Raw genomic sequence first — 24355 nt, 5'->3', positions numbered from 1 at the left:
CGGAGGGTCAAGTGCAACCTGTGATCCGCCGATCACAGCGCATTCCACCGCTGGTGCGAACGCAACCCGGCGCCTGTCATCCGGCGCGCAGATCGGCTCACTACGGGCTGCCTATTGGCTAAACAATCCAGCGTGTTTTGATCGCAAGCATCCAGATCACCCTAGGGCATATTGAGGGTCTGCTCAAGCCGCGCGACCTCGCCGCGCAAGATCTCAATGGCCACATCACGATCTCGAATGGCATTCAGCACCGCAACGCGCTCAGCTTCCGAGGCCACCAGCACTTGTTGCAACTGAGCTGCCATTGAATTGTCCAGCTGCAGATTCTCCTCGAGGTTGGTGCCCGACAGACCTTGCATCTGCACCATTGATCCGTCGGAACCTACGCTAACGTCCTTTGAAACTTTCGGAACAGTGCGGACAGATTCACCCGTTTGAGGCGGGCCGGACAATGCTTCTACCTTGCTGCTGCGCAAATCCCACCAGGCCCGGAATATCCGACGATACAGTTCGGTTACCTCTCGACCCCGATCCACCACTCCGGCTTGCCGTGCATGCAGCAGGTCCTGCTCGTATCCGAGTTCTGTCAAAAGCTCGGCGCCGACCAGATCGGTAACCGTTTGCATCTCTTCAGGGCTCAATTGGGACTGCCACGCCTTGACAGAGCTTTCGTCGACGGCGCTTCGCTCCAGGATCTTTCGGTCTCCGAAGCTGCTGGATCGAAGATAATCTGCCTGCTCCATCCCCGGCGATGCGACGGCCGCGGGGTCGCAGCCGAGCGCCGTCAATAAGCGGGGCACTTCCTGATCCGGATGCGCCACGAGCGATTCGTATTTTACCAGGTGAGTGCACGGGCGACGGCGATGTGCGGCGAGGCTCGGAAGGCCCAGAACCAGATCGGCGAGTGACGATATGATGTCATCGGGCAGGCGGAGCATGAGCTCGGCGAGAGCAGATACGCTGACAGAATGGGAGATCTCTGCCCGCAATGGGATGCCCCACGTCGATTTCAGTGAAGCTGCGATGGCATAGGGGTTGCGCATCAGGAGGACGTGTGGTGCTTTTGGATAGACCGATTCAAGAAATTCGAGCGCGGTCCAATAGCGCGGTGTCTTGTCTATGATGATGCGCTTGCCCGCTGCTGTCAGGTATTGACTGTACGCAGTATCGGCAAAAGCTCTGCACACCAAGGCGCGATCTATCCGTCCCAAAAATTCAGACGTGGCGGCCTCGATCAGTGAGGGTCCGGCTGGATGTCGCTGATCGACCCTGCCAAATGCCTTAAGTGCCAGCATCAACCAGGGTTCGGGCGGAGCCACAATGTCAGGATGGTGCTGAAGCAAGTGCGCCAGGAGTGTCGTCCCGGATCGTGGAAGGCCGAGAAGAAAGCAGACCGCCGGCGAACGGTCAAAACCACTGCTCATTATTCAAACCTCTTGCTTAGAGGCGAAGCCCAGGCGCGACCCGTTTGATTGAGCGGATCGAGCGAGCAGCGAGATGACTTGAGGCGACCGCTTGCGCAGCACGCATCTACGAGAGCATATTCGTTAGCGACTTTCCTTTGAGACGTGTTGGACTTCGATTGATTTGGCGGGATCACAGAAGTATTTCACACCGGCAATCGCTGTCCGCGTTGTTCATGCAGTTGAGGCGAAGTCAAGGCCCAGCTCAAGCCTACGAAGATTGGCCGCGGACATGGAATGGTTGGTCGTAACTATACGGACGTTTATCGGATAGACGCCCACGCCGATCGACGCGATGCCGCGTACTGGCGCCTGAAAACGTAAATGCGACATGCGCATCGCTGGTGCTCGGCATGGACCAGAACTCGGCAAAATGGCCGACAGGTCGACGAGTGCGGGAGCAGCCAGACCACAATCGCGGAGCCAATGAGCCCCGAACCCAGAGGAGCCATGGCTGTCCTATCATTCGCACGCATCCGGATCTGTCCGAATCGTACCAAGTATTTGATTTGGTTGCTGTTGTTACGGCGTTGTCCTTCCGAAAACTAAGCGCACGACCATCAGAGACGACGCTTCGTAGTCATGCCGACGCTTCCAGTCTTCGAGTTTTTCTTGAAACAGCGCGGACGAAGATGGTTGTGGTCGGTCTGTACCGCCGAAGGCACCCAGGTGATGACGGGCTCAGCACTCAGCCGCTCCGCCGCCAGGTATCAAGCCAACCGCGCGCTGTTTCTATTGCTGCTGAGCGCACCGTATCGCTGTGAAGCTCGAGCTAACCAGCAGGCTCGGCGGCGCACGCTTACACCCAAATCGTAGCCTGCAAAGATCGTCGAGAAACGCGCCACTCGCAGGGTCGCCTATCCTATAAACTGTCGCCTATCCTATAAACCAACGGCCCATCGCGGCGCGCCGGCTCGGATTTTAAATGTAACCGGTATGAGCTCCCACGTCCGGGGTGATCAGCGGGCGCGCGGGTAGCGGATCGGCATCCAGTACTGGCGCAGCGCCTCGACAGCTGCTGGAATATCGGCGTAGGCGTTACGGTGGGTGTCGGGGCTGTTTCGTGGCGGCCCGAGCAGCGGACGGCCTTGATCGTCGCGACAGTGCCGCAGGATGGGCCGCAGCAGGCGGTGATTGACGTTGCTGGCGTCCAGCAACGGCGCCCACGCCGGTAGCCTGAGCCGCATCGCGGCGTAGAACCCCTGGCACCAGGGACGCGCGTCGACATCGCCATTGGCTTCACGCCGGTGCATTGGCGCGAACTGGTTCGGCGCGCTCGAAAGGGTCTGGCTGATCTCGTTGTGTCGCAATGCGACGGCGGAGATCGCCGCGAACTCCGGCGTGTCGCCGTGATTGAACGCATCAGCATCGATGGCGAGCAGCGGGCAGATCCAGTCGAGCGGGCTCATCGACACCGGTCCGGCCACGATCGCGGCGACGTAGCCGTCGAGTATGGGAAGGCTGGTGGCGGCGGGGTGCCGGTCGAGGCGAGGCTGGAGCCATCGCTCGAGCTCCGCAAGGGGCATGGCGGCGGCCGCCATCGACGACGAAGCTTTGCGGCGACGCGGGCTCATGCGGCTCGCCGGTGCGCCGCCTTCCAGTTCCAGGCAAGCAGTTCGTGCAGCTGATGGCTCCTGGTTCGCCCGGACACGATGCGCTCCAGCACGTCGGTGAGATAGGCCTGCGGATCGAGCTCGTGCAGCTTTGCGGTGCTGAGAATCGAGCTCAGGATCGCCCAGCTCTCGGCGCCGCCTTCGCTGCCGCTGAACAATGAGTTGCGTCTTCCAAGGGCAATGGGGCGCATGGAACGCTCGACCGTGTTGCTGTCGACCTCGACGCGGCCGTCGTTGAGGAACAGCGTCAGTCCGGCATAGTGATTGAGCGAGTAGTTGATGGCCTCGGCCAGCTTCGACTGGGAGAAGAGCTGGCCAACCATTGTGGTCAATCGTGCCTTGAGCGCCGCCATCAACGGAGCGGCCCTGGCGCGGCGGACGGCGAGCCGCTGCTCGGCGCTCGAGCCGCGGATCTCGGTCTCGATCGCATAGACCGCCTGCAGGCGTTCGATCACCTCGCGCGCGAACGGCGACTGCGTCGTCTTGAACACCTCGACGAACTTACGTCGGGCATGAGCAAGACAAAAGGCGAGCTGGATCTCGCCGCCATGATCGCGGGCGAACGCCTTGTAGGCGGCATAGCCATCGACCTGCAGAATGCCGGAAAAGTCCGTCAATTGTTCGGCGATCTGCTCCGTGCCGCGGCCGGTCGCGAACACGTAGGCAACCGCCGGCGGCGAAGGTCCGCCCCATGGTCGGTCATCCATGGCATGCGCCCAGAACTGGCAGATGCGGGTCCGATGCAGTCCGGGGTCGAGCACCGGCATCGGCGTCTCGTCGCAGAACACGCGCGGCGCGCTCTGGATCGTCCTCAGCTGAAGCTCATAGAGGCTTTTGAGCCACCAGGCGGTACGCTTCACCCAGCCGGCGAGCGTCGCGCGGTCGAGCTGGATGCCCTGGCCGGCCAAGATCTGCACCTGCCGGTACAGCGGCAGATACCAGGCGAACTTCGAGACCACCACGTGGGCCACGAGAGCCGTCGACGCCATGCCGCTCTCAATCAGGCGCGGCAGCACCTTCGCCTGCACCACGCCGTCGGTGCAGCTGCGGCAGCCGTACTTGGGACGAATTGTCCGCAGCACGCGCAGAATCGCCGGGATCACGTCCAGCACCTCGCTGACGTCCTCGCCGATCTTGTGAAGCCGACCCTGGCAGCACGGGCACGCGGTCGCCTCCGGCTCCAGCACCTGCTCACAGCGCGGCAGATGCCTGGGCAGCGCGCCGATGTTGCGCCGCGCCTTCTTCCGCGGCGGCCTGCCAAGCGGCTTCGCCGCTGCCGCATCGTCGTTGGCAGCGGCAGGTGGCGTGACGCCGGTCTCAAGATCGTCGAGATCAAGCGCGAGCTGCTCGGCCACGAGCGCGGCAAGCCGCTCCGAGCGCTTCCCGAAGATCAGCTCCTTGAGCGTCTGCATCGCCACGCGCAGCTTCTCGTTCTCGGCGTCAAGCGCGAGCACCATCTCGGTCAGAGCCGTCGGATCGGTCGGGAGAGCGTCGGGGCGAATCGTCATGATCAGACGATACAGGCCCACGCGACACGCTCCAGCGAAATCCTCACCTCTCAGCCGACAACGGCCGGCTGCTTCACAGGCTTGGGTGAGACACGCGTCCACTCGAGCCCGTCGACCAGCATCGCGAGCTGCGTCGCACTCAAATGCACCACGCCGTCGCGGATCGGCGGCCAGGTGAAATGCCCTTCGTGCAACCACTTCGTTACAAGCACCATGCCGCTGCCGTCCCACGCCAGCAGCTTCACTCTGTCGGAACGTTTGGAACGGAAAACGAAGACGGTGCCGTCATAAGGACTCGTGTGTAACGCTTCACTCACCAGCGCCGACAGCGTGTGCACCGACTTGCGAAAGTCGACCGGCTGGGACGCCAGCATCACCTTGAGGTCGGGCCGCAGCGCTATCATCGATCGCCTCTGAGCACCGACAGCACCGTGCAAAGCGTCGCAGCATCCACTTCTCCCTCGACGCGAATGCGCGCCCCACTCACCTCGATCTCGACCACCCCACAGGCCCTGGTCAGCGGCGTGGTCACCTCAAAGGGCCTCGCTTGCGCCGACGCTGAGAGCTGGCCGCTCTCGGTGCCAATCTGGATCGGCACGAAGCTCGGTGCCTTGCCGACCACTGTCGTAATCTGGCGTCGCCACACCGTGAGCAGCCCGCGGGAAACGCCGTTGCGCCGCGCCACCTCGGAGATGTTCGTGCCTTCTTCAAAACTCTCCGCCACGATCCGGGCCTTCTCCTCGCCCGTCCATCGTCGCCGCCGGCGCTCCCCGGTGATCACCTCGACACGACGATAGGAGTCACCTTCCTGCCTGGCATCAAGCATGGCATTTACCATCGATCCACCTCCTCCGATCAGCTCATGCCAGGCTCTATCGCGCGGAAGCCCAGCGAGGGCTAGGTGGGTGCCTCATGCCGCTTACTTTTAAATAATCTAGTCTCAGACCGCAATGAAACTTTCTCCACTGTCATCAACCGACGCGCCGATCGCACTAACGAGACAGCTGCATCTGGCACTTAGGCAATCGCGCAAGAAATGGTGGCTTGGCCGCAACTACCAGGCGGCCCTTCAACTACCTCATCAGAGATGCCGGGCGCTGGAGGCCGCTCCACAATCGCGACGCTTCAGTCAGCACGTGAGTGAAAAACTCATCTATCGATCTGCAAATCGATCATCGGTCCTGCGAAGCCACAAAGATCTTGAACGCGGCGCCGATCACGGACACACCTTCTGTCCTCTGTCAGCCAGGCTCTTGTCGGGGCAGCCGCCCGTGACGTCGTAAGCGGCAATCTCTCCTCGATCAGCCAGCTGAGGGCGCTGTCATGTTCATTGCTCTTTCAGCTTGTTGCGTCGTTCAACAAGACGTCCGATTGCTGTCATCGTGTCCCTACGCTCTTTGTGGTTATCCAGTTTTTGCACTTTGCGTTTTAGTTGATCGATCTCCTTGTTGATCCGCTCGATCTCGTTGACAGTGTGATTGGATTGTTTCATGGGCGGCTTCCGGGTTAGCGCTATTCCGAACACGCTCGCTTCGGGTCCTTAGCCGGCTCTATGTTTTCGCTTATGGAGAGCTGCCAGCCGTTCCGCCTCAGCGAGTGCTGCAGCCTTGGTTCTAAATAGACCAACGTCGTGTTCTTGCGTGTCGGGTAGCCAGGCAGGCAAGAACCACCAACCGCCCGGGCGGCAACTAGTGCGGCTCCTAATCGACCCGATGTGTTCGGCTGTAAACCATCCGGGATCGACCCCGTCCTGTTGCCACAAGATGTTCTTGTCGCTCACTGGGTGCCTCAAGAATGTCAACTCGTCGATTTTCTTCGCTCCGGCCGCATTTTAGCCGTTTCCCATAGGACCATGGCAACAAACTGTCGAGCTGGCGGTTCGGGGACTGTTGATGATGCTGGTGCGCACATCGGTGATGTACGCCAGCGGACCTATCTGATTTCGCTTGATGAGGTGGATAGCTCCCGCTCCCGGCGTCATAGCCTAGAAGCGGTCGCGGCGATCGCCTTAAAGGAGATGCCATCGGGTTCATGGGGCGGATGCAAAAGACCGTCCTGTTCTCCAGAAGCTTCGCCGTGAGGAAGTTCTGAGCTTTTTCGCCAAGTTGCTGCCTTGTGTTGTCGTCATGGAAGCATGTCCATCGTCGCATTACTGAGCGGGCAAGATTCGAGCGCTTGGCCATGATACCAAGATGATTCCGGCTTCGTACGTGAAGCCCTATGTCGCGCGCAAAAGAACGACTCTTTGGGCAGCGTGTTTCGCTGATCAACGCAATTCGGAGCCATATGGCGCAATTCGGTGTAATCGCCGCTGCAGGCCCTCAGCAGGTAGGCTCTCTCAAAGAGGATATCCGATCCGGCGACACTGATCCCCGATGCGGTGCGAGCACCGTTGAATATCCTGGCTGACCAGCTCGTCGCCCTAACTGCTCAGAGCAATGCTCTCGAACCTGTGCGGCTCATTGAGCCGAAAATCACTGCGCTTAAAGAGCAGCCGGTGCAACCCAAGCAGAATTCGAACCCTTAGACCGTTCGCGGAAATCCACCAGGCGTATCGCGACACGAATCCAACAGACAATAACTCCAACAAACAATAAGGGCGGCCCGCGAGCCGCCCTACTGTACCAATCGCCAGCGCAGCCAATAAGCTAACGCTGATGTCCCAGTCCAATTCCAAGATGCAAAGCCTTCTGGCGTAGCGCACCCACTGAGCGTTTGGTCATTTTTGATATTTTTATGACCGGGGTCCGAGCCTTTGAATGGACCTTGAGCTCTTTGATATCAGCCTTGGTCCACTCGCGCCGCTTAACGCGTTTCTTACTTGCTTTTTTCACAATGAATGCTCCTTCTGAGAGAAGCGGCTTGTAACATAGATTTATCACAGGGACGACCTAAAAAAGATGCAACGTAAAGCGCGCAAAGATGCAAGCTCGGTCATATCGTCAGAAGATAATCCCTCGGGTATGAATGGCGGCGGTCCGGTTGTAAATTTCGTGTAACTTTATGTGAAGAGACTTCCCATAAAACAGGCGAATGCAGCCCTCCTAATCGACGCACCCCGAGCAGATCATAACAAGCCTCTGAAAAACTCTTGGCAGGCGAATTGCGAGTAGTCTAAGAATTTCCCAGATTAGTACTTTATACAAGCTTGGAGCTATCAACTATCGGATCTCTATGAGACGCGGTCGCGATTTCTTACGAATGGCTCCTGCCACACTTGACGGGCTGCGTCATCCAGCTGCGGAGCCTCGGACTGATCGAGTCAACCAGATCGGAGCTCGTCTTCCATTGCGCCGTCTCGGCTCAACCTATCGGCGGGGTACAATCTTGTCCGAATGAATAGCTTTCACCTCTCTAGACAAAGAAGTGAACGCAGCAAAATCGTTGTTGCGTTCGTGATGGTCTCTTAGAAAGAGAGGCTGCAACCGACGTCGTGATCAACGGCCACCGCTCTTAGTTTAAATCGCGGCGTTCGTAGCCGGCCCGATCCTCGCGGGAGAATGGGACATCGTCAGCCCGATCGATCGTGCGATCGGAGTAACGATAACCGATTAGCTGCAGTGCGCCATGTTAGAAGACGACGGCTTCTGAAGAGACCCGACTATGCTATTGTCGGTCCGGACAAATTGCTCGCCCTGCGGCCGGAAGGGCCACCGAGCAGCCGTTGCTGATCGCGACAGCCTCAAAGGGCTGCTCGCTGTCCGATCGTTGCTACCGCATGCTCAAGCAGTTGCTGCGGTGGACCGGCTGGATGCGCGAGCGAGCACTCTCCTGCAACGCGCACGGCCGCCTCCGCAATGCGCTGGTCCATTTGCACTATTTGGCCCGGCGCCCAGGGCCCGCTGGCTCGTCGTCGGTGATTGCACGCCAGGCTGCTCCGTCGAGATCGTCATACTGGCCACTCGTCAGCGACCACAGAAAGCCCAGCAGGCCGACGAAGCCGAGCGAAAGAGCGAGCGGAACCAGATAGACCAGGACTTCCATCAGGGTACCTCGCTCCTTCGAGCCCGTAGCGCATTGAGCATGACCAGTGCAGACGAACCTGACATTGCTGCAGCGGCAATCAGCGGCGTCACCAGGCCGGCGATCGCAATAGGCACGGCCAGGACATTGTAGACGACAGCAAGCCAGAGATTTTGCCGCATCAGCTGCAGCGCCCTGCGCGAGCCCCTGACCGCCGTCATCACGGGCTGGAGACGCTCACCGAGGAAGATCGCATCCGCGACGGCCTGGCTCATATGGGTAGCGGTAACAGGCGATATCGAAGCATGCGCCGCGGCGAGCGCGGGCGCGTCGTTCAAGCCGTCGCCGACCATCAACACCTTGTACCCCTGGCTGGTCAAACCTTCGATCCGAGCGACCTTGTCCGTCGGTGAGACGTTAGCGCGCCACTCGAGAATGCTGAGCGTCTCGGCCACGCGCCGAACAGCTGGCTCTCGATCCCCCGAAACGATTTCCACCATGATACCGAGGCGTGCGAGACTTGCGACGACCTCGGCCGCGTCTGGTCTTATCCTTTGCCGGATGGCGAAGACATGCTTGGCGTCGCCATGGCTGAACGCGACGACAGAGGACTCGGGATCGCGACACAGGATCTCGTTCGCGAGGCTGTCAGCAGCGCAGAACGAAGGGTGGCCAAGCCGGATCGGCGCGCCTTCATGGTAACCGTGGAGCCCCCGCCCGGGCTCCTCTTCGATATCGGCCAGCGGCTCGCTTACGCCTGCAGCTCGCACGACGGCAGCGGCGATCGGATGGCGGCTCGAGAGCGCCAGCCGGCCCGCCAATTTGACGACCTCGCCGGGAATGGTGGCGAGGTTGGCGACGTCGAGCTCGGGCTGCGTCAGCGTACCGGTTTTGTCGAAGATCACGCGATCCACCTCGGCAATGCGCTCGATCGCATCCCCGGCATTGAGCAGCACGCCGGAACGGAATAGCGCGCCGGAGGCCACGGTCTGCACCGCAGGAATAGCCAGGCCCAGCGCGCAGGGGCAGGTGATGATCAAGACCGCGATCGCATTGACGACCGAATCATGGAATGTTGCGCCGAAGGTCAGCCAACCCAGCATCGTCAGAAACGCCGCTGTGTGAACGATCGGTGCATAGAGCCGCGACGCGCGATCGGCGAGACGCAGATAGCGCGAGCGCGATTGCAAGGCATGATCAAGTAGCCTGGAAATCTCCGCAAGCAGTGTGCCGTCCGAGGCCGTCGCCGCGCGGACGCGCAGGGTGCCTGATCGGACCAATGTGCCGGCGAATACCGCGCTGCCAGGACCAGCAACCGCCGGTAAGGTCTCGCCGGTAATGAGGCTTTGATCGACCTCGGAGTGTCCCTCGATCACATTGCCGTCGACGGTACAGCACTCGCCGGGTCGCACCAGCACGATATCTCCCGGTTTGATCGCCGCCACCGGAACGGTCCTGATCTCGGTGGGGCTTATGAACTTCGCTGCAGTCTCCGCCTTCAGTGCAGCAAGGTTGCTGGCGAAGGCCCGGGTACGCCGCCTCATGTTCTGGTCGAGATAGCGGCCTGCGAGCAGGAAGGCGATCAACATGATCGCCGCATCGAAATAGGCGTGCTCGGCATGGCCGATGGTCTCGACCACCGAAATTGCCAACGCGAGCAGGATCCCGATGCTGATCGGCACGTCCATATTGGTTCCGCGTGCCCGCAGCGCAGCAAAAGCGGAAGAGAAGAACGGTTGCGCGCAATAGGCCGCGGCCGGCAGCACGATCAGCGCGGAGAGCCAATGAAAGAAGTCGCGCTGCTCCGGCAGCATGTCCGAGATATTTCCGGACCATACCGGGATCGACAGCATCATCACGTTCATCGCGGCAAAGGCGGCGACGGCCAGTCGCCGCAGCAAGCTTTGCGCTCTCACCGCCTCCAGCGTCTCCGCATTGTCCCGCTGAAAGGGATACGCCCTATAGCCTAGTTCGGCGAGCCGTTTGACAAATAGCGCCGGGTCGAGCGCTCCTGCCTTCCATTCGAGCGCCAGCCGGCTTTCGGTGAGGTTCACGCGTGCCGAGATCACATCCGGAATACTCGACAGATTGCGCTCGATCTTGCCCATGCAGCCTGCGCAATTGATGCCCTCCACCGCGAGGTCGAGCTGAACGAGGCCGGCGCCAGTCCTCTTCATAAAGTGAGAAAAATCGATCTCTGCCGGCATGGGCATCAACTCTCAGTTCAGGATAATGCGGTTTTTCGATAGGAACAGGCGGCGGCCATCGGCGGCGGCCTCGATGACGAGATCCCACTGCCCCGCGGCGACGCCCACGGCGCTGCCGCGGTAAGTGCCGACATTGGCCTGCGAGACTTCAATCGCCCGATCGGCCCGGCGGTCGACCGGCCGCTCGAGCCGTCCGATGAAACTTATTCCGGTGACAGGCATGCCCGCGCGGTCGCGCGCCTCGATTGCAAGCACGGCTTCGCCGTCCGACTGCCGATTAATATGTACCTGAACCTGCCAATGTCGCTCGTTCTGCTGTCGTGCCGCAATGATCTCGCGGTCATAGGTGAGGCTCGCGCTATAGGCGCTGTCGACCTCTGTCCCCGGCAAGGTCGTGATGGCAAAGCGCATCATCACCAGGTTGGCGCCCATCACGACCGAAAAGAAGGTCAGAATGGCGATCAGGACGAAGCGTCCGGTGATGGGCCGCGCGACGCGAATTGATGCGGTCATGATCAGGTCCGGTCAGTGATCTTAGGGGAGAACGAAATGGTCCATTGCGGAGGCGACCTCGCCAAGGCCAACGTCGGTGACCCGAAACCTCACCGGCATCGAGTGCTCCGACTTGTCGTCGACCGGCGCTGTCAGCAGCACACGCAGCTCCGTCGTACTATCGCGAGCCAAGACGATCATCGGTCGATCCACGGGCCCCGAATCGGCGCCGACGACGTGGACTGACGTTTCGGTCGGCCCATCGACGTCGATCGCGATCACGCGATCGAAGCCGCGCTTGTTGAGCAAGCGCACGGTATAGCCGTTGCGAACCGAGCCGTCGCTGAGCTTGACTGCCACGGGATTACGGTCGTGGAGGATGCTGAGATCGAGCAGAGTTCTAGACGATAGCCCATAGAGCATCACGGCGCAGACGAGCGCGATCAAAGAAGCATAGACAATCGTGCGCGGGCGTACCGGCTTGAATAGCTCCGGCTTGCCGTCCATCCGACGCCGAATATTGATGTCGTTGTCATAGCCGATCAGACCGGTGTTGCGCCCGATCTTCCTCATGACGGCATCGCAAGCGTCAACGCACAGCCCGCACTGGATGCAGCCCATCTGGGCGCCATTGCGGATGTCGATCCCGGTCGGGCAGACCGCCGCGCATTGATTGCAATCGATGCAGTCTCCGACCCGTTCGCCCCGCGCGCGCAGATCGAATGATTTCTTCAATGAGCAGCGCTGCTCGCCACGGTCATATTTGTAGGTGACATTGAGGGCCCATTCATCGGTGAGCGCGGCCTGGATGCGCGGCCAAGGACACATATAAACGCAAACCTGCTCGCGCATGTAGCCGGCCAGCAGATACGTCGAAGCGGTCAGGATCAAAATCCAGATATAGGCGATCGCGGGCGCCTGGAACGTTGACAGATCGCGCACCAAGGTCGGCGCATCGGCGAAGTAGAGCACCCATGCGCCGCCGGTCCACCAAGCGATCATCAACCAGATCGCGTGCTTCAGTAGGCGCTTCGCCGCTACCCTCGCTGTCATTGGGCGTGCGGCGGCCTTCAGCCGATCGCGACGGTCGCCCTCGACCCAACGCTCGACCGCATAGAACAGGTCGGCCCAGACCGTCTGCGGACAGAGATAACCACACCAAATCCGCCCGCCCAGCGCGTTCATCAGGAACAGTGCAATGGCGGCAAGTACGAGCAAGCCGGTGAAGTAATAGAGCTCTTGCGGCCAGAGCTCGATGAAGAAGAAGTAGAACCGCCGGTTCGGAAAATCGAGCAACACCGCCTGCTCGGGAGCACCGGGGCCACGTTCCCAACGCACGAAGGGCAGCAGATAGTAGACGCACAGGCACACCGTCATCAGCCGCCATTTGATGGTGCGGAAAGTGCCGCGGATGCTCTGCGGATAGACCTTCCTGTGGGCTACATAGAGGGGTCCATCCTCGTCGATCACCGGATCATCGCGCGAAACGGTCTTGTTCACGGCGGTTTTCATGCTGACCTTGCATCGGGCGCGGATGGCTCAGGTTGGATCCGAATTAACGGCGCAGCAGATTTTGCGGCGCATCTCGCCTATTGTCCGCCGCCGAGCGAATGCACATAGACGGCAAGTGCCTTGACGGTGACAGGATCGAGCCGCCGGCTCCAAGCCGGCATGATGCCGGCGCGGCCATAGCTGATGGTCTCGATCAGCGTGTCCTCGTCCGAGCCGTACAGCCAAATCCGGTCCGTCAGATTCGGCGCGCCGAGTGCCTGATTGCCCTTGGCGTTCTCGCCATGGCAGACCGCGCAGTTCTCGGCAAAGATCCTTGTGCCGGCCGCAGCATCGAAATTCGCCGCCGTGGTCAGTCCCGACAGCGATCGCACGTAATTAGCTACGGTGCCAATCTCGGTTTTCGTGAGGATGCCGTCACGGCCGAAGGCCAGCATTTGCCCCTCATGCGCCTTCGCATCTCCGGAACGTGCGCCGAACTGGATGGTGTGCAGGATCTGGTCGAGCGATCCGCCCCACAACCAGTCATCGTCATTGAGGTTGGGATACCCTTTGGCACCTGCGCCGCCACTGCCATGACATGGCGCGCAATTGTCGGCGAACACCGTCTTACCGCGCGCGCGGGCCAATGCCAGCAGGGCCGGATCCCTCTCGATCTCGCCAAGAGACGCTTCGCCGAGCACGGCCATCTTCTCGCCGCGCAACTTCTCAAGACTTGCAAGGTCGCTGACTACGCTGGCGCGGGTCGAATAGCCAAACGCACCAGTCGTGTAGCTTGAGACGAGCGGCCAGGCCGGATAAACGACCCAGTAGCCGATCGCCCAAAGGATCGTGGCGTAGAAGCTCAGAATCCACCAGCGCGGCAGTGGCGTGTTGAGTTCCTTTATGCCATCCCATTCGTGCCCGGTCGTGGAGCGGCCGGAGACGTGATCGATGTCGTTGTGCTCGGTCATGATCGGTCAGTCCCGGCGCAGCGGCATGCGCGCCGCAGACTCAAAATGCTTCCTGTTGCGGGGCCACAGCGCGTAAACCACGATGGCTACGAAGATGCCGACGAATAGCGGCGTCCAGAGCGTCACGACGAAGCTTGATGCCAGGTTCTCGATGGAAATAATGGCTTTCATCCGAGGGTCCTTCAGCGCAAATTGGCTTTTTCGTCGTAGAGCTTGAAATCGACCAGCGTGCCCAGCATCTGCAGGTAGGCGACGAGCGCAACGAGTTCGCTCGGATTGCCGGCCCTGCCGTCGAAATGGCGCACAGCCGCCTTCGGATAGCGTTTCTGGAAGGACGCGACGTTTGGTCCGTCGGGATCCAGCTGCGCCTTCAGGTCGGCGACAGCGTTCTTGATCTGGTCCTCGGTATAGGGGACGCCGATCGCCCGATTGGTACGCAGATGCGCGACCATGTCGGTCAGGTCGACCTCCGTGTTCGCCAGTGACGGATAGCCTGGCATCACCGATTGCGGCACGATGGCGCGCGGATTGATCAAATGCGTGACGTGCCATTCATCGGAATATTTCCCGCCGACACGTGCGAGGTCGGGACCGGTCCGCTTCGAGCCCCATTGAAACGGGTGGTCATACATGCTCTCAGCGGCCAGCGAGTAGTGCCCGTAACGCTCGACCTCGTCGCGCAACGGCCGGATCATCTGCGAGTGACAGAGATAGCACCCCTCACGTACGTAGATGTTGCGGCCGGCAAGCTCGAGCGGCGTATACGGCCGCACACCGTCCACCGCCTCGATCGTGCTCTTGAGGTAGAACAGCGGCGTGATCTCGACCAGGCCACCGACGGCTATCACGGCAAGGATGCCAGCGATCAGGATGATCGAGTTTTTCTCAAAGATCTTGTGTCGGTTCCATAGCGACATGCGATGGCCTATTCCGCGCTTTGGAGGGCTCTAGCGTCCTGGATTTGATCGGTTTCCCGCGCATTCACCGTCATCCAGAGATTAGCGACCATGATCAGCGCGCCGATCAGGAACAGTGCGCCACCAGCGGCACGGATGATGTAGAAGGGATGCATGGCCTCGACCGACTCGATGAACGAGTACTCGAGGAAGCCAAGCGAGGTGTAGGCGCGCCACATCAGCCCCTGCAGGATGCCGGACACCCACATCGCGGAGATGTAGAGCACGATCCCGATCGTGGCGATCCAGAAGTGCCAGTTGACGAGCTTGAGGCTGTACAGCTCGCGATTCCAAAGCCAGGGAATCAGACAATACAGCGCACCGAATGATACGAAGCCGACCCAGCCCAACGCGCCCGAATGCACATGGCCGACGGTCCAATCCGTGTAATGACTGAGCGAGTTGACGACCTTGATCGCCATGGTGGGACCTTCGAATGTCGCCATGCCGTAAAAGGCTACGGAAACCACGAGCATACGGAGCACCGGGTCGGTGCGCAGCTTGTCCCAGGCGCCAGAGAGCGTCATCAGACCGTTGATCATGCCGCCCCATGAGGGCATCCACAGCATAATCGAAAACGTCATGCCCAGCGTCTGTGTCCAGTCCGGCAACGCCGTGTAGTGTAGATGGTGCGGGCCGGCCCAGATGTAGAGGAAGATCAGCGCCCAGAAGTGGATGATCGACAGACGATAAGAATAGACAGGACGTTCGGCTCTCTTCGGAATGAAGTAATACATGATCGCCAGGAAACCGGCGGTCAGGAAGAAGCCGACCGCGTTATGGCCGTACCACCACTGGAACATGGCATCCTGCACGCCGCCCCAGGCGATGTAGGATTTCGAGCCTAATACCGACACCGGCAATGCGGGGTTGTTGCCAAGGTGGAGTACCGCAATGGTGACGATAAAGGCGAGATAGAACCAGTTGGCGACGAAGATATGCGGCTCCTTCCGTTTCAACAGCGTCGCCAGGAACACAACGAGATAAGTGACCCAGACGATGGTGAGCCAGAGATCGGCGTACCACTCCGGCTCGGCATATTCCTTCGATTGGGTGACACCGAACAGATAGCCAGTACCCGCGATCAGAATGAAGAAATTATAGCCAACTACCACAAACCATGGCGCAAGATCGCCGGCCAGGCGGGTACGGCAGGTCTTCTGCACGACGTAGAATGAGGTCGCGATGAGCACGTTTCCGCCGAATGCAAAGATCACAGCCGATGTGTGCAGCGGGCGGAGCCGGCCGAAGCTGGTCCAGGGCAAATCAAAATTCAGTGCAGGCCAGGCAAGTTGCGAGGCGATCAATAGACCGACGGAAAAACCCGCAATACCCCAGAACATCGCCAGCACCGAGGCAAATTTGATCGGACCGAGATTGTAGTTCGGTCGGCCATTGATCTGCGCAGGCGGTAGTTGCGCCGGCCGTTCATAGTAGCGATTGAGAATGACGGCTGCGGCGGCAAGACTGGCGGCGGAAGCCAGCAATGCGTGGAAGGTAAACGCAGAATCGTGCCCCATCGCTCCAGCGAAAAAGCAAACGTAGGCCGACACCGCGAATACCGACATCAGGCCTGCTTCACCCATCGTCGTGGATTTCGAGGCTGGGGACGGGCTTGTCATGGCTAGGCCTTCCTTCAAAGCGGCATGCTTGGGGAATTATTTCGGCGAGCTGCGATTTGGGCTCATCGATGACGAACGCGCTGTGGGAGACCGTCATTGACCTCACGGCCGAGCGCGCGCAGCGTGTGTTCGTTGGGGCAGTCTCTCAGCGGATTTCGATACTTCTCTGTCTTGAGATCGGCGGCGCAACGGGCTTTAGCCGGACATAGGCCGCATACCCTCTGCAGATCGCGCAAAACGTCACCATGGCATGCGGCAAGTGCATGTTCGGAAAAGCCGGCACGTGCGAGGCGCTTGCTCAACAGTTCGGAACGGCTCGGACTCCGCGCCAGGGTTCGAAAAGCGGATGTGGACAGATTGAGCTCTCGCGCGATCGCATCGATGTCCTGCGGGCTCAAGTAAGCGAGCTCGGGCGTCCGAGACAGGCTCGCTCGTAACCGGCTGAGCAAACTCCTAAACCGCCCACGACGACCGATATGTGCAGGTTGGCTAACCATGTGTCTTATCCCTCGACACAGCCATAGCTGCTGGAGACAGATTTGTTTTTGACCTGCATCAAATAAGATTAACGTCGAAGCGGATCGTTCGATCCGGATCGTCCTACCGCGGATGGTGCTGGGTCGAGTGGCGCAGCGAGCCGGCTAAACGAGCACCCGGCAAGAGTACGGGCAAGGCCCATTTCGTGTCGCGGCCTGTGTGGGGCGACGGTATTCGCGAGCGCCTTCAAATCGGCGCTCAGAGCGACGTTTTACGAGACAGCGATTAAACTCGCGGATTGACCATCGCGATCAACATTCGAAGGACCCCTGCTGGCCGAACTCGAACTAGCCACCCCATGACGGCGGCAATGCAGGCGGGGTTCGAAGCTCCATCGCATCGGCGAAGATGGTCCAGTCGCGGACACCTTTTTGCTTGCAGAAGTCGGTCTCCGCCTGCTGTGCAGCAGCACTCAGCGACGCCGCATCGACCTTGAACGCCGCCTGACAGGCGCGATGCTCGTGGCCGGTATCGTCACAAACGGTCTTAATGAAGCGAACGTTAAATGAAGGCATGACTACCCTCTTTTCGGTGGGTCTCGTATCCTTGCCTATTCTGGCACTCCCGCCGGGACGGTATTTGATTTGTCTCAATCGGCGGCCCGAATTATGGCCAATCACCTTGGTTTCTACCGAGTGTCGGCGGCCCGGTGTGATTGTCAGCCAGACCTACGCTCCCGTGATCGTGAGCAAGAAAGCCGAACGGCTCCTGTCTCGCTCCTGACGGCCCACCCTGCTGCAGCAACGGCAAAGCCGATGATCAGGCTCGCGGTAGTCAGGGTTTCGATCAGGCCCAGGTTCAGGGCTTCCGCGCCAATGCCTATGGCAGCGATCAGTGCCGGCAAGGCCAGCGACAACGCGAGGCGAACAATCAATTTACCGTCTCCTTTGCGCCTCTCACATCATTGCTGACAAGCGTTGTCACTGTCCGGTGAGCCTGAGGTGTGCTTCAATATTCTCATGATTGCGCGTCATGCATTTTGATTTCCATCAACTCAGCTGCTTTCAGGCTTGTCGGACTGAAGCGCGGCCGGGCGAATCACCCGCGATCGAACATGCTTGCCCATCCTGAGCACTCGCGGCGGCGCGTCGCCATCGGTCGTTCCAGACGCGCGTCGTGCTTTTTTGACCTGGATCAATACTTCATCGGCCAGCTGGCGATAAAAAACACTATTCCCGTCAAGGTCGGACACATGACTCACAGAACGATTTGGCGCCCCATCCTCTTTTCGTGCCCAAATACAGGCGACCGGGTTCAAGGACTGCTGCCGAACGGCCCGGCCGAGCCCGCCAACCAACTGCACCAAATCATCTGCGTCGCTTGCGATGGTGTCCACTTTATCGACCCGAGGACCGGCTCGATGCCCGGAGTCCAGTGCAGCTAGTGACCCGCTCCCAATCAATGCCGTGGCAAGGAGACGAGACGTTCCGCCAACAATGGATGTTCGATATGACAGTCTACGGCAAACTTTGTTCCGGGGGGGCATAATTTCGCAGCCGTCAATCCCGATATTTGGATTGGCAAGTTTTCATGGCCCAACGCAATGGGTTAGACGATGCCTTCGCCGACAGTACAGAGGCGGCGACGGCCGCAATCGAGACCGAACGGCGCGTGTGCAATATTGGGCTGAAGCTGTTCGCGCGGCGGACAAGCGATGTGGTTCGGACTGTCTGGAAGGTGATTGAATTTGTCAGTCGGCGGCGACGAACACCGTCCAGGGTCTAACGGCGACGTGACCTGGGAGCGAATCGAGACGGCGCCCTTTGATCGGGACCTGGAGATTGGCGTGATCGAGGGCAATACCATTCATCGGCTGGTCTTCCCCTGCCGCCGAATCTTCGGCGGCTGGATCAGAGCGACGAGCGGGGAGCACGTCGCTGTGCAGCCCACGCACTGGCGCATTTGGTTCAAATAAAGATCCCGCCTTCCTGCACAATATATCGGCGTAAATCGACACGCGTCTGCCTTCGGTGGCCTGCTGCGGCCAAACGATGTAGGGTCGATCGAATGAGAGGTCTGCCGGCAAATATGTCCGACTACATCTGGTATCGTTATGGCACTGCCGCTGCAGCCGCCGCGCTCGCCCTCGTGCTCCGCGCGGCGCTAAATCCGTATCTCGAGAATCGCTCATTTACGATCATCTACCTTCCGGCAATCGTTTTTGCCGCTTTCGCCGGCGGGCGCGGACCGGCGAGCTTCGCTACCCTGCTCTGTCTTGTCATCAGCGGGGCAGTTCTTGGGAAAGGCCTCATCGCCGTTTCCGCGAACATGATCGATATGGCCGCATTCGTGGTACTTGGTCCCATGCTTGGCTTCATGGGCGACCGGCTGCGGCAGGAATCCGAGCAGGCGCGGTATCGGCAGGCCCATCTGCAGTCGATCCTGGACACCGTACCGGAAGCGATGATCGTGATCGACGAGAAGGGTATCATTCGCTCGTTCAGCGCCGCGGCTGTGCGTTTATTCGGCTGGATCCCGGACGAAGTGGTTGGAAAGAACGTGTCCAGGTTGATGCCGCAGCCGTACCGAGCCGAGCACGATCGCTACATCGAACGTTATCTGACCACCGGCGAACGGCGCATCATTGGCATCGGGCGCATCGTGGTCGGCGAGCGGAGCGACGGCTCGACTTTTCCGATGGAGCTTGCCGTCGGCGAGGCCAAAGTGCGCGGCGAACGCTTCTTCACCGGCTTCATCCGGGACCTGACCGAACGGCGGGCGCAGGAACGCAGGCTACAGGAGCTGCAGTCTGAACTCGTCCATGTGTCGCGGCTGACCGCCATGGGTGAGATGGCATCGTCCATCGCCCATGAAATCAACCAGCCACTCTCCGCCATCACGAATTACATGCGCGGCGCAAAAGTTTTGCTAGCGGCAGAAAAGCCAGACGCCAGCCGCATCGGTGATGCACTCGAACACGCCGTTCAACAGGCACTGCGGGCGGGCGATATCATCAAGCGCCTGCGGGAATTTGTTGCCAAAGGCGAAACACAGCATTCTGTGGAAAATCCGCTCACGCTTCTTGAAGAGGCCGTGGCCCTGGCCCTGCTCGGCGCCAAGGAGCAAGGCGTGCGGGTGACGATGCACAGCGATCGCGATCTGCCTTCCATGATCGTAGACAAGATCCAGATCCAGCAAGTCGCGCTGAACCTGATACGCAACGCGATCGAGGCGATGGCCTCCTGTCCGCGCCGCGAATTGACCGTCGGAGTTGACAAGGTCGACGGTCTCGCCAGGTTCACCGTCGCCGATACGGGTTCCGGCATCAGCCCTGATGTCGCCGACCGCATGTTTCAGCCTTTTGTCACAACAAAGGAGCATGGCATGGGTGTTGGACTGTCAATCTGCCGGACAATCGTCGAATCCCATGGCGGTCACATCGTCGCGCAAGCGAATCCGGGCGGGGGCACGATTTTTCAGTTCACGCTGCCATTTGCGGAGGTCTGTGAAGAAGCATGACCGCGCGGCGCATTCTTGTGATCGACGATGACGCCGCGATGCGGGATTCTCTGGCGTTTCTCCTTGATATTAGCGGTTTCTGGGTGACAACCTACGAGACGGCGCTCGAGTTTCTCAATGACATCGCGAGCGGTCCGGTCGACTGCGTCGTATCGGACATCCGCATGCCGGGCATGAGCGGCCTTGAACTGGTACGCAAGCTGAAGGCCGATCGCATCGACTGTCCGGTCGTGCTGATAACCGGTCATGGCGACGTATCGCTGGCGGTTGAGGCCATGAAGGCGGGTGCGATCGATTTCATCGAGAAGCCGTTTGAGGACGAGGTGCTGTTGCGCGCCATCAACGCGGCCTTGGAAGCGCGACCTGTGAAGCCAGCCGGTGACGCAGCGAAACTGCAGGCGGAAGCCCGCCTTGCGGAGCTCTCTTCGCGCGAGCGTGATGTCCTGCGAGGACTATTAGCCGGGAAGATCAACAAGGTAATCGCGCACGACCTTGGCATCAGCCCACGAACGGTCGAGGTTTACCGCGCCAACCTCATGGCCAAGACCAATGTACGCAGCATGTCCGAGTTGATGCGGATCGCCATTGCCGCCGGACTCTAGCAGGGTCGCGAGCGCGCGCTATAAGCGACGAACGTCGGTTTCGCGGATCTTGGATGAATTTGTCCATGAATGATCCTCGATCGCGTGGGCGCGGAGCGGATTGCCCAGCGAGGACTTGCGCACAGGCCAGGGCCACGGACCTGCGATGTCGGAAATCAAGGCGAGACCCGGCAAAAGATGCACGCGCAAGTCGCGCCGGAGTCCACCCCCATCTTCGACGATGGATCTGCACAAGCTGTCCGTCGCTGCCTTGATCCTGCCTGGACAAACCAACGATCGTACATGTAGCAGATCAAATGCCGGGCCCAGATTTTTACTCCGATGAACAGCAATCCTTTCACGCGCGGAGAACGCAATGTTCGGGAATATATTGGTCCATCTTCCCACGGAGCTCCCGGTTCGGGCTGCGGTGAACGGTTCGATTTCCTTCGCACTGAGCACGGGCGCGCACCTTGACGCTGTGGCAATCGGTTACGAGAGGATCATTGTTCCGCTCGCTGCACTCGGCGGGGCGGCCGTTACTTCGGTCTTTGAAATCGAGCAGGCGCGTGCGCTGGAGCGAGCCGAAGCGGCGCTTCGTATCTTTAATCTGCGGGCAAGGAGCGCCGGCATTTCCTATGCGAGCCGCGCCCTCAGTGCGGTTCCAGCGGAGGCGCGTCGAAGCATCTGCACCAGCGCACGCGTGCACGACATGACTATCGTCACACAGCCTCAGAGCGGCTACGACAGCTATGACAATGTTATTCCCAACGAGATTCTGTTCCAGGCCGGCAAGCCAGTTCTGTATCTGCCAAACGTCCATCGCGCTCTTTCGGCCAGACGGATCGGGATTTACTGGGACGGCAGCCGCCTTGCGGCCCGCGCATTACACGACGCGATGCCGCTGCTGCGCGATGCGGATGCGTTGACCATCATCGCGATCAATTCTGCGCACAAGATTCCGGCGGAATGTTCCACCGATCGCCTGGAACAGTATCTGGCACGGTCAGGGCTTTCCGCAAAGATCGTGTCGCTTCCAGCATCCAAGGCGGCGCACCGTGCGCTCTTGTCGCTTGTCGCCGACGAAAGCCTCGACCTGCTGGTGATGGGCGGATCCGGCCGCTGTCGGCTCCGCGAAAGGCTGCGCGGGGGCCTCTCAGGAGACCTGCTTCGTGCAAACATCATCCCGGTCTTGATGTCGCAGTGAAGGCAAGAATTGGAGACGCGACATCCGGCGGGTTGCGGTCTGAACGCGGTCCATCGGCGCAGGGAAGTGCCGGCCGACCGCCCATCTGAAGGACAGGAGCGCCGTCTGCTGACTTTCGCGGCCCCGCCGCCGCACCATCGAGGCGACGTGTAACCGCTGAGCAGGCGCCGATGTTTACGAACACTGCACCTGCGCTACCGTTCTGAAGGAGCGACGATCTGGTCACCGCCCCCGACGATAATCGAGCTCAAGCTGAACGACCGGTAAACTAGCATGCAGCTTCCCAATTCAAACTAAGCGTGGTCGACTTTAGGCCGTATTCGATCAACCAAAGGGCCGCGCCGCACATATTGGAGAATCCAGCTCTCGGCATACGTATAGATACCTAGTGGGTTCTACTTAGGGGAAACATCCAAATTTTCCAATTCGTTGGAAGCGGCCAATCTGCGTCCTATCGACGTTCGAGGATCGAGTCCGCCATGTACGTACAGGCCGCGAGTATTCACGAGATCAGCCATCCGAGCAGGGTTTTGCGCGGCCAGCCTCGTACTTATGGTCCGTTTGGTATGGTTGCGACCCCCATGCGGTTCGCCCGCAACAGCGAGATCTATGGCGAAGACGAAGCAGCGGAATATCTGTACCAGGTGGTATCGGGTGCTGTCAGAAGCTACAGGATTATGGTGGACGGACGTCGTCAGATTGGTGCGTTTTATTTGCCCGGCGACATCTTCGGCTTTGAGGCCGGAGACAACCATATCTCTTCGGCGGAGGCGGTCTGTGAAACGCACCTTTTGACGGTAAAGCGCAGTGCCCTCATTGGTCGCGCCAGCCACGAGAGCGAGTTCACACGGCAGCTCTGGGACGCGATGGCACTTGAGCTCCGCCGCTTTCAGGAACATGTGATGCTCCTGATCGGCAGCGCTGAAGAGCGTGTTATGGCATTCCTGCTCGATATGTCTCGTCGTGCCACGAAGAACGCTGCGATCGAGCTGCCCATGTCACGGCAGGATGTTGCCGATTATCTCGGTTTGACCATTGAAACCGTCTCACGCACGCTCACTCAACTTGAGCACAATGGCGTGATCGCGCTGCCGACCTTGCGCCGAATCGAACTCCGTAGCGACAAACTGCCCAGCCGCGTTGCGCAGACTGGGCTAAGCTCAAGAGGCGCCGGGGACTACGTAAATTTCCGTGCACCGAACAGCCGGCAACTCGCAGCGCACGGCGGACACCAGAACCTCTGCTTGAGCGATCCAGGGCGGATGGCGGGATCGCCAGCTACATTGTTCCTCCGTGGAGCACCGCAATGATCATCGACTTTTTGCTTCGAGAACATCGCAATATTGATCTGCTTCTGGTCGCCCTCCAACGTGAATTGGAGATTTTTGAGCATGGCATCCGTCCAGACTATGAGGTCATTCGCGCGATTATCAGCTACTTTGAGGTTTACCCGGAGGTGTATCATCATCCTCAGGAAGATCTGGTTTTCTCCAAACTCAGAACTCGTGACCCGGACGCGGCTGCAATCGTCGGCGATCTGGCGCACGAACACCGGGAAGTCATCGACCGCCTGCACCACTTCGCTCGAGCTATTGATGGTATCCTCGCGGATCGTGAACTCGTTCGGCAAGACGTCGGCAACATCGTGCGCGACTTCATATTGCGGGAGCGGCGCCATATGATGTGGGAAGAACGAGATTTCTTCCCCGCCGCCGTCAAGGCTCTATCGGCTGAGGATTGGACCGAAATCGCATCCGCCCGCACCGATGCCGGGGATTTACTATTCAGCAAGACAGCGGAAGCGACATCCGATGCGCTAAGAGCGCATATTGGAGCAAGAAGCTGAAGCCGAAAGGAGCTCAGTCGCGGTTTCGTCCACCAAAGCCGATGGACCGTAGCTGATCGCTGATGTTTCACGATGGAAAGTGGACGTCAGGATCGTTCTTTTGAAATGAAGATGATAATTTTCCCGGCGCCCGCACGCTGCGCACGGCCGGGACGAACTCCGCGGTCGCGTTCCTTCGGTCAGCCGATTGCAAATGACATGGCCGAAATCCATGCGCTCCGGGTCCGGCAGGTTCCATGGCTGAGCGTCGGTAGATGCAAGTGCCAGAGCATGGCTCGGCTTACGCAACACTGATAACGCGCCAGACGAGCCCTACACGGACCTATCAAGATGGCCGGGGGCGGCCACTCGTCGAGCGCTGCGCCGACACGGAGTAGGATCTCAACCGATTGCAGCTTGGTTCGCTGACCGGATTGAATCACCAACGAAATACCGAGGC

The 24355-nt window shown here is 59.8% G+C and carries 22 protein-coding genes; 6 read left to right on the top strand and 16 right to left on the bottom strand.

Annotated elements, in window-relative coordinates:
- Window positions 1-161: 161 nt before the first annotated feature.
- The 16 genes from noeE to ACVW17_RS16865 all read right to left on the bottom strand — a co-directional run bounded on the left by noeE (window position 162) and on the right by ACVW17_RS16865 (window position 18159).
- Window positions 162-1424: a nodulation protein NoeE gene (gene noeE / locus ACVW17_RS16940; RefSeq protein ID WP_456797647.1), complete on the bottom strand. Its 1263-nt coding sequence runs from the start codon at window positions 1422-1424 to the stop codon at window positions 162-164.
- A gap of 998 nt (window positions 1425-2422) precedes the next feature.
- Window positions 2423-3037 carry a UPF0149 family protein gene (locus tag ACVW17_RS16935; protein ID WP_456797646.1) on the bottom strand — a complete coding sequence of 205 codons (615 nt, stop codon included), beginning with the start codon at window positions 3035-3037 and terminating at the stop codon, window positions 2423-2425.
- Window positions 3034-4584 carry an IS66 family transposase gene (gene tnpC / locus ACVW17_RS16930; RefSeq protein ID WP_456798978.1) on the bottom strand — a complete coding sequence of 517 codons (1551 nt, stop codon included), beginning with the start codon at window positions 4582-4584 and terminating at the stop codon, window positions 3034-3036. The genes ACVW17_RS16935 and tnpC overlap by 4 nt, the downstream gene beginning before the upstream one ends.
- Window positions 4585-4634: 50 nt before the next feature.
- A complete protein-coding gene (tnpB, locus tag ACVW17_RS16925; RefSeq protein WP_456797645.1) occupies window positions 4635-4988 on the bottom strand; it encodes an IS66 family insertion sequence element accessory protein TnpB in 354 nt (117 codons plus the stop codon).
- A complete protein-coding gene (tnpA, locus tag ACVW17_RS16920; RefSeq protein ID WP_456797644.1) occupies window positions 4985-5422 on the bottom strand; it encodes an IS66-like element accessory protein TnpA in 438 nt (145 codons plus the stop codon). The genes tnpB and tnpA overlap by 4 nt, the downstream gene beginning before the upstream one ends.
- Window positions 5423-5911: 489 nt before the next feature.
- Window positions 5912-6076 (bottom strand): hypothetical protein, encoded by a 165-nt coding sequence (locus ACVW17_RS16915; protein ID WP_456797643.1) that lies wholly within the window; start codon window positions 6074-6076, stop codon window positions 5912-5914.
- A 2324-nt stretch (window positions 6077-8400) separates the two neighbouring features.
- The gene (gene ccoS / locus ACVW17_RS16910) at window positions 8401-8568 is read right to left on the bottom strand and encodes a cbb3-type cytochrome oxidase assembly protein CcoS (RefSeq protein ID WP_456797642.1); all 168 of its coding nucleotides are present in this window, start codon (window positions 8566-8568) and stop codon (window positions 8401-8403) included.
- Window positions 8568-10754 (bottom strand): heavy metal translocating P-type ATPase, encoded by a 2187-nt coding sequence (locus tag ACVW17_RS16905; protein WP_456797641.1) that lies wholly within the window; start codon window positions 10752-10754, stop codon window positions 8568-8570. The genes ccoS and ACVW17_RS16905 overlap by 1 nt, the downstream gene beginning before the upstream one ends.
- Before the next feature lie 12 nt (window positions 10755-10766).
- Window positions 10767-11267, bottom strand: coding sequence for a FixH family protein (locus ACVW17_RS16900; RefSeq protein ID WP_456797640.1), 501 nt, complete (start codon window positions 11265-11267; stop codon window positions 10767-10769).
- A gap of 21 nt (window positions 11268-11288) precedes the next feature.
- Window positions 11289-12746 carry a cytochrome c oxidase accessory protein CcoG gene (gene ccoG / locus ACVW17_RS16895; RefSeq protein WP_456797639.1) on the bottom strand — a complete coding sequence of 486 codons (1458 nt, stop codon included), beginning with the start codon at window positions 12744-12746 and terminating at the stop codon, window positions 11289-11291.
- 89 nt (window positions 12747-12835) lie between these two features.
- Window positions 12836-13708 carry a cytochrome-c oxidase, cbb3-type subunit III gene (gene ccoP, locus ACVW17_RS16890; RefSeq protein WP_456797638.1) on the bottom strand — a complete coding sequence of 291 codons (873 nt, stop codon included), beginning with the start codon at window positions 13706-13708 and terminating at the stop codon, window positions 12836-12838.
- Window positions 13709-13714: 6 nt separating this feature from the next.
- Window positions 13715-13879, bottom strand: a complete 165-nt coding sequence (locus tag ACVW17_RS16885; protein ID WP_456752919.1) for a cbb3-type cytochrome c oxidase subunit 3 — start codon at window positions 13877-13879, stop codon at window positions 13715-13717.
- An 11-nt stretch (window positions 13880-13890) separates the two neighbouring features.
- Window positions 13891-14625 carry a cytochrome-c oxidase, cbb3-type subunit II gene (ccoO, locus tag ACVW17_RS16880; protein ID WP_456797637.1) on the bottom strand — a complete coding sequence of 245 codons (735 nt, stop codon included), beginning with the start codon at window positions 14623-14625 and terminating at the stop codon, window positions 13891-13893.
- An 8-nt stretch (window positions 14626-14633) separates the two neighbouring features.
- Window positions 14634-16286 (bottom strand): cytochrome-c oxidase, cbb3-type subunit I, encoded by a 1653-nt coding sequence (ccoN, locus tag ACVW17_RS16875; RefSeq protein ID WP_456797636.1) that lies wholly within the window; start codon window positions 16284-16286, stop codon window positions 14634-14636.
- A gap of 824 nt (window positions 16287-17110) precedes the next feature.
- Window positions 17111-17338, bottom strand: a complete 228-nt coding sequence (locus tag ACVW17_RS16870) for a hypothetical protein (RefSeq protein WP_456797635.1) — start codon at window positions 17336-17338, stop codon at window positions 17111-17113.
- Window positions 17339-17817: 479 nt separating this feature from the next.
- A complete protein-coding gene (locus tag ACVW17_RS16865; RefSeq protein WP_456797634.1) occupies window positions 17818-18159 on the bottom strand; it encodes a hypothetical protein in 342 nt (113 codons plus the stop codon).
- Between the two features lie 345 nt (window positions 18160-18504).
- Between ACVW17_RS16865 and ACVW17_RS16860 the strand changes: the two genes are divergently transcribed.
- From ACVW17_RS16860 to ACVW17_RS16835, 6 genes are all read left to right on the top strand, one after another.
- Window positions 18505-18738, top strand: a complete 234-nt coding sequence (locus ACVW17_RS16860; protein ID WP_456797633.1) for a hypothetical protein — start codon at window positions 18505-18507, stop codon at window positions 18736-18738.
- A 113-nt stretch (window positions 18739-18851) separates the two neighbouring features.
- Complete coding sequence (locus ACVW17_RS16855; protein ID WP_456797632.1) at window positions 18852-20282, top strand: PAS domain S-box protein; 1431 nt, start codon at window positions 18852-18854, stop codon at window positions 20280-20282.
- Window positions 20279-20884 carry a response regulator FixJ gene (gene fixJ / locus ACVW17_RS16850; RefSeq protein WP_456797631.1) on the top strand — a complete coding sequence of 202 codons (606 nt, stop codon included), beginning with the start codon at window positions 20279-20281 and terminating at the stop codon, window positions 20882-20884. The genes ACVW17_RS16855 and fixJ overlap by 4 nt, the downstream gene beginning before the upstream one ends.
- Window positions 20885-21239: 355 nt before the next feature.
- A complete protein-coding gene (locus ACVW17_RS16845; RefSeq protein WP_456797630.1) occupies window positions 21240-22070 on the top strand; it encodes a universal stress protein in 831 nt (276 codons plus the stop codon).
- A 479-nt stretch (window positions 22071-22549) separates the two neighbouring features.
- The gene (locus ACVW17_RS16840) at window positions 22550-23380 is read left to right on the top strand and encodes a helix-turn-helix domain-containing protein (protein ID WP_456797629.1); all 831 of its coding nucleotides are present in this window, start codon (window positions 22550-22552) and stop codon (window positions 23378-23380) included.
- Complete coding sequence (locus tag ACVW17_RS16835; protein ID WP_456797628.1) at window positions 23377-23916, top strand: hemerythrin domain-containing protein; 540 nt, start codon at window positions 23377-23379, stop codon at window positions 23914-23916. The genes ACVW17_RS16840 and ACVW17_RS16835 overlap by 4 nt, the downstream gene beginning before the upstream one ends.
- The last annotated feature ends 439 nt before the right edge of the window (window positions 23917-24355 follow it).

The sequence above is a fragment of the Bradyrhizobium sp. USDA 4473 genome (genome assembly GCF_054063335.1).
The sequence above is the reverse complement of the archived record's forward strand: the minus strand, read 5'-3'. Positions and strand labels throughout refer to the sequence as shown.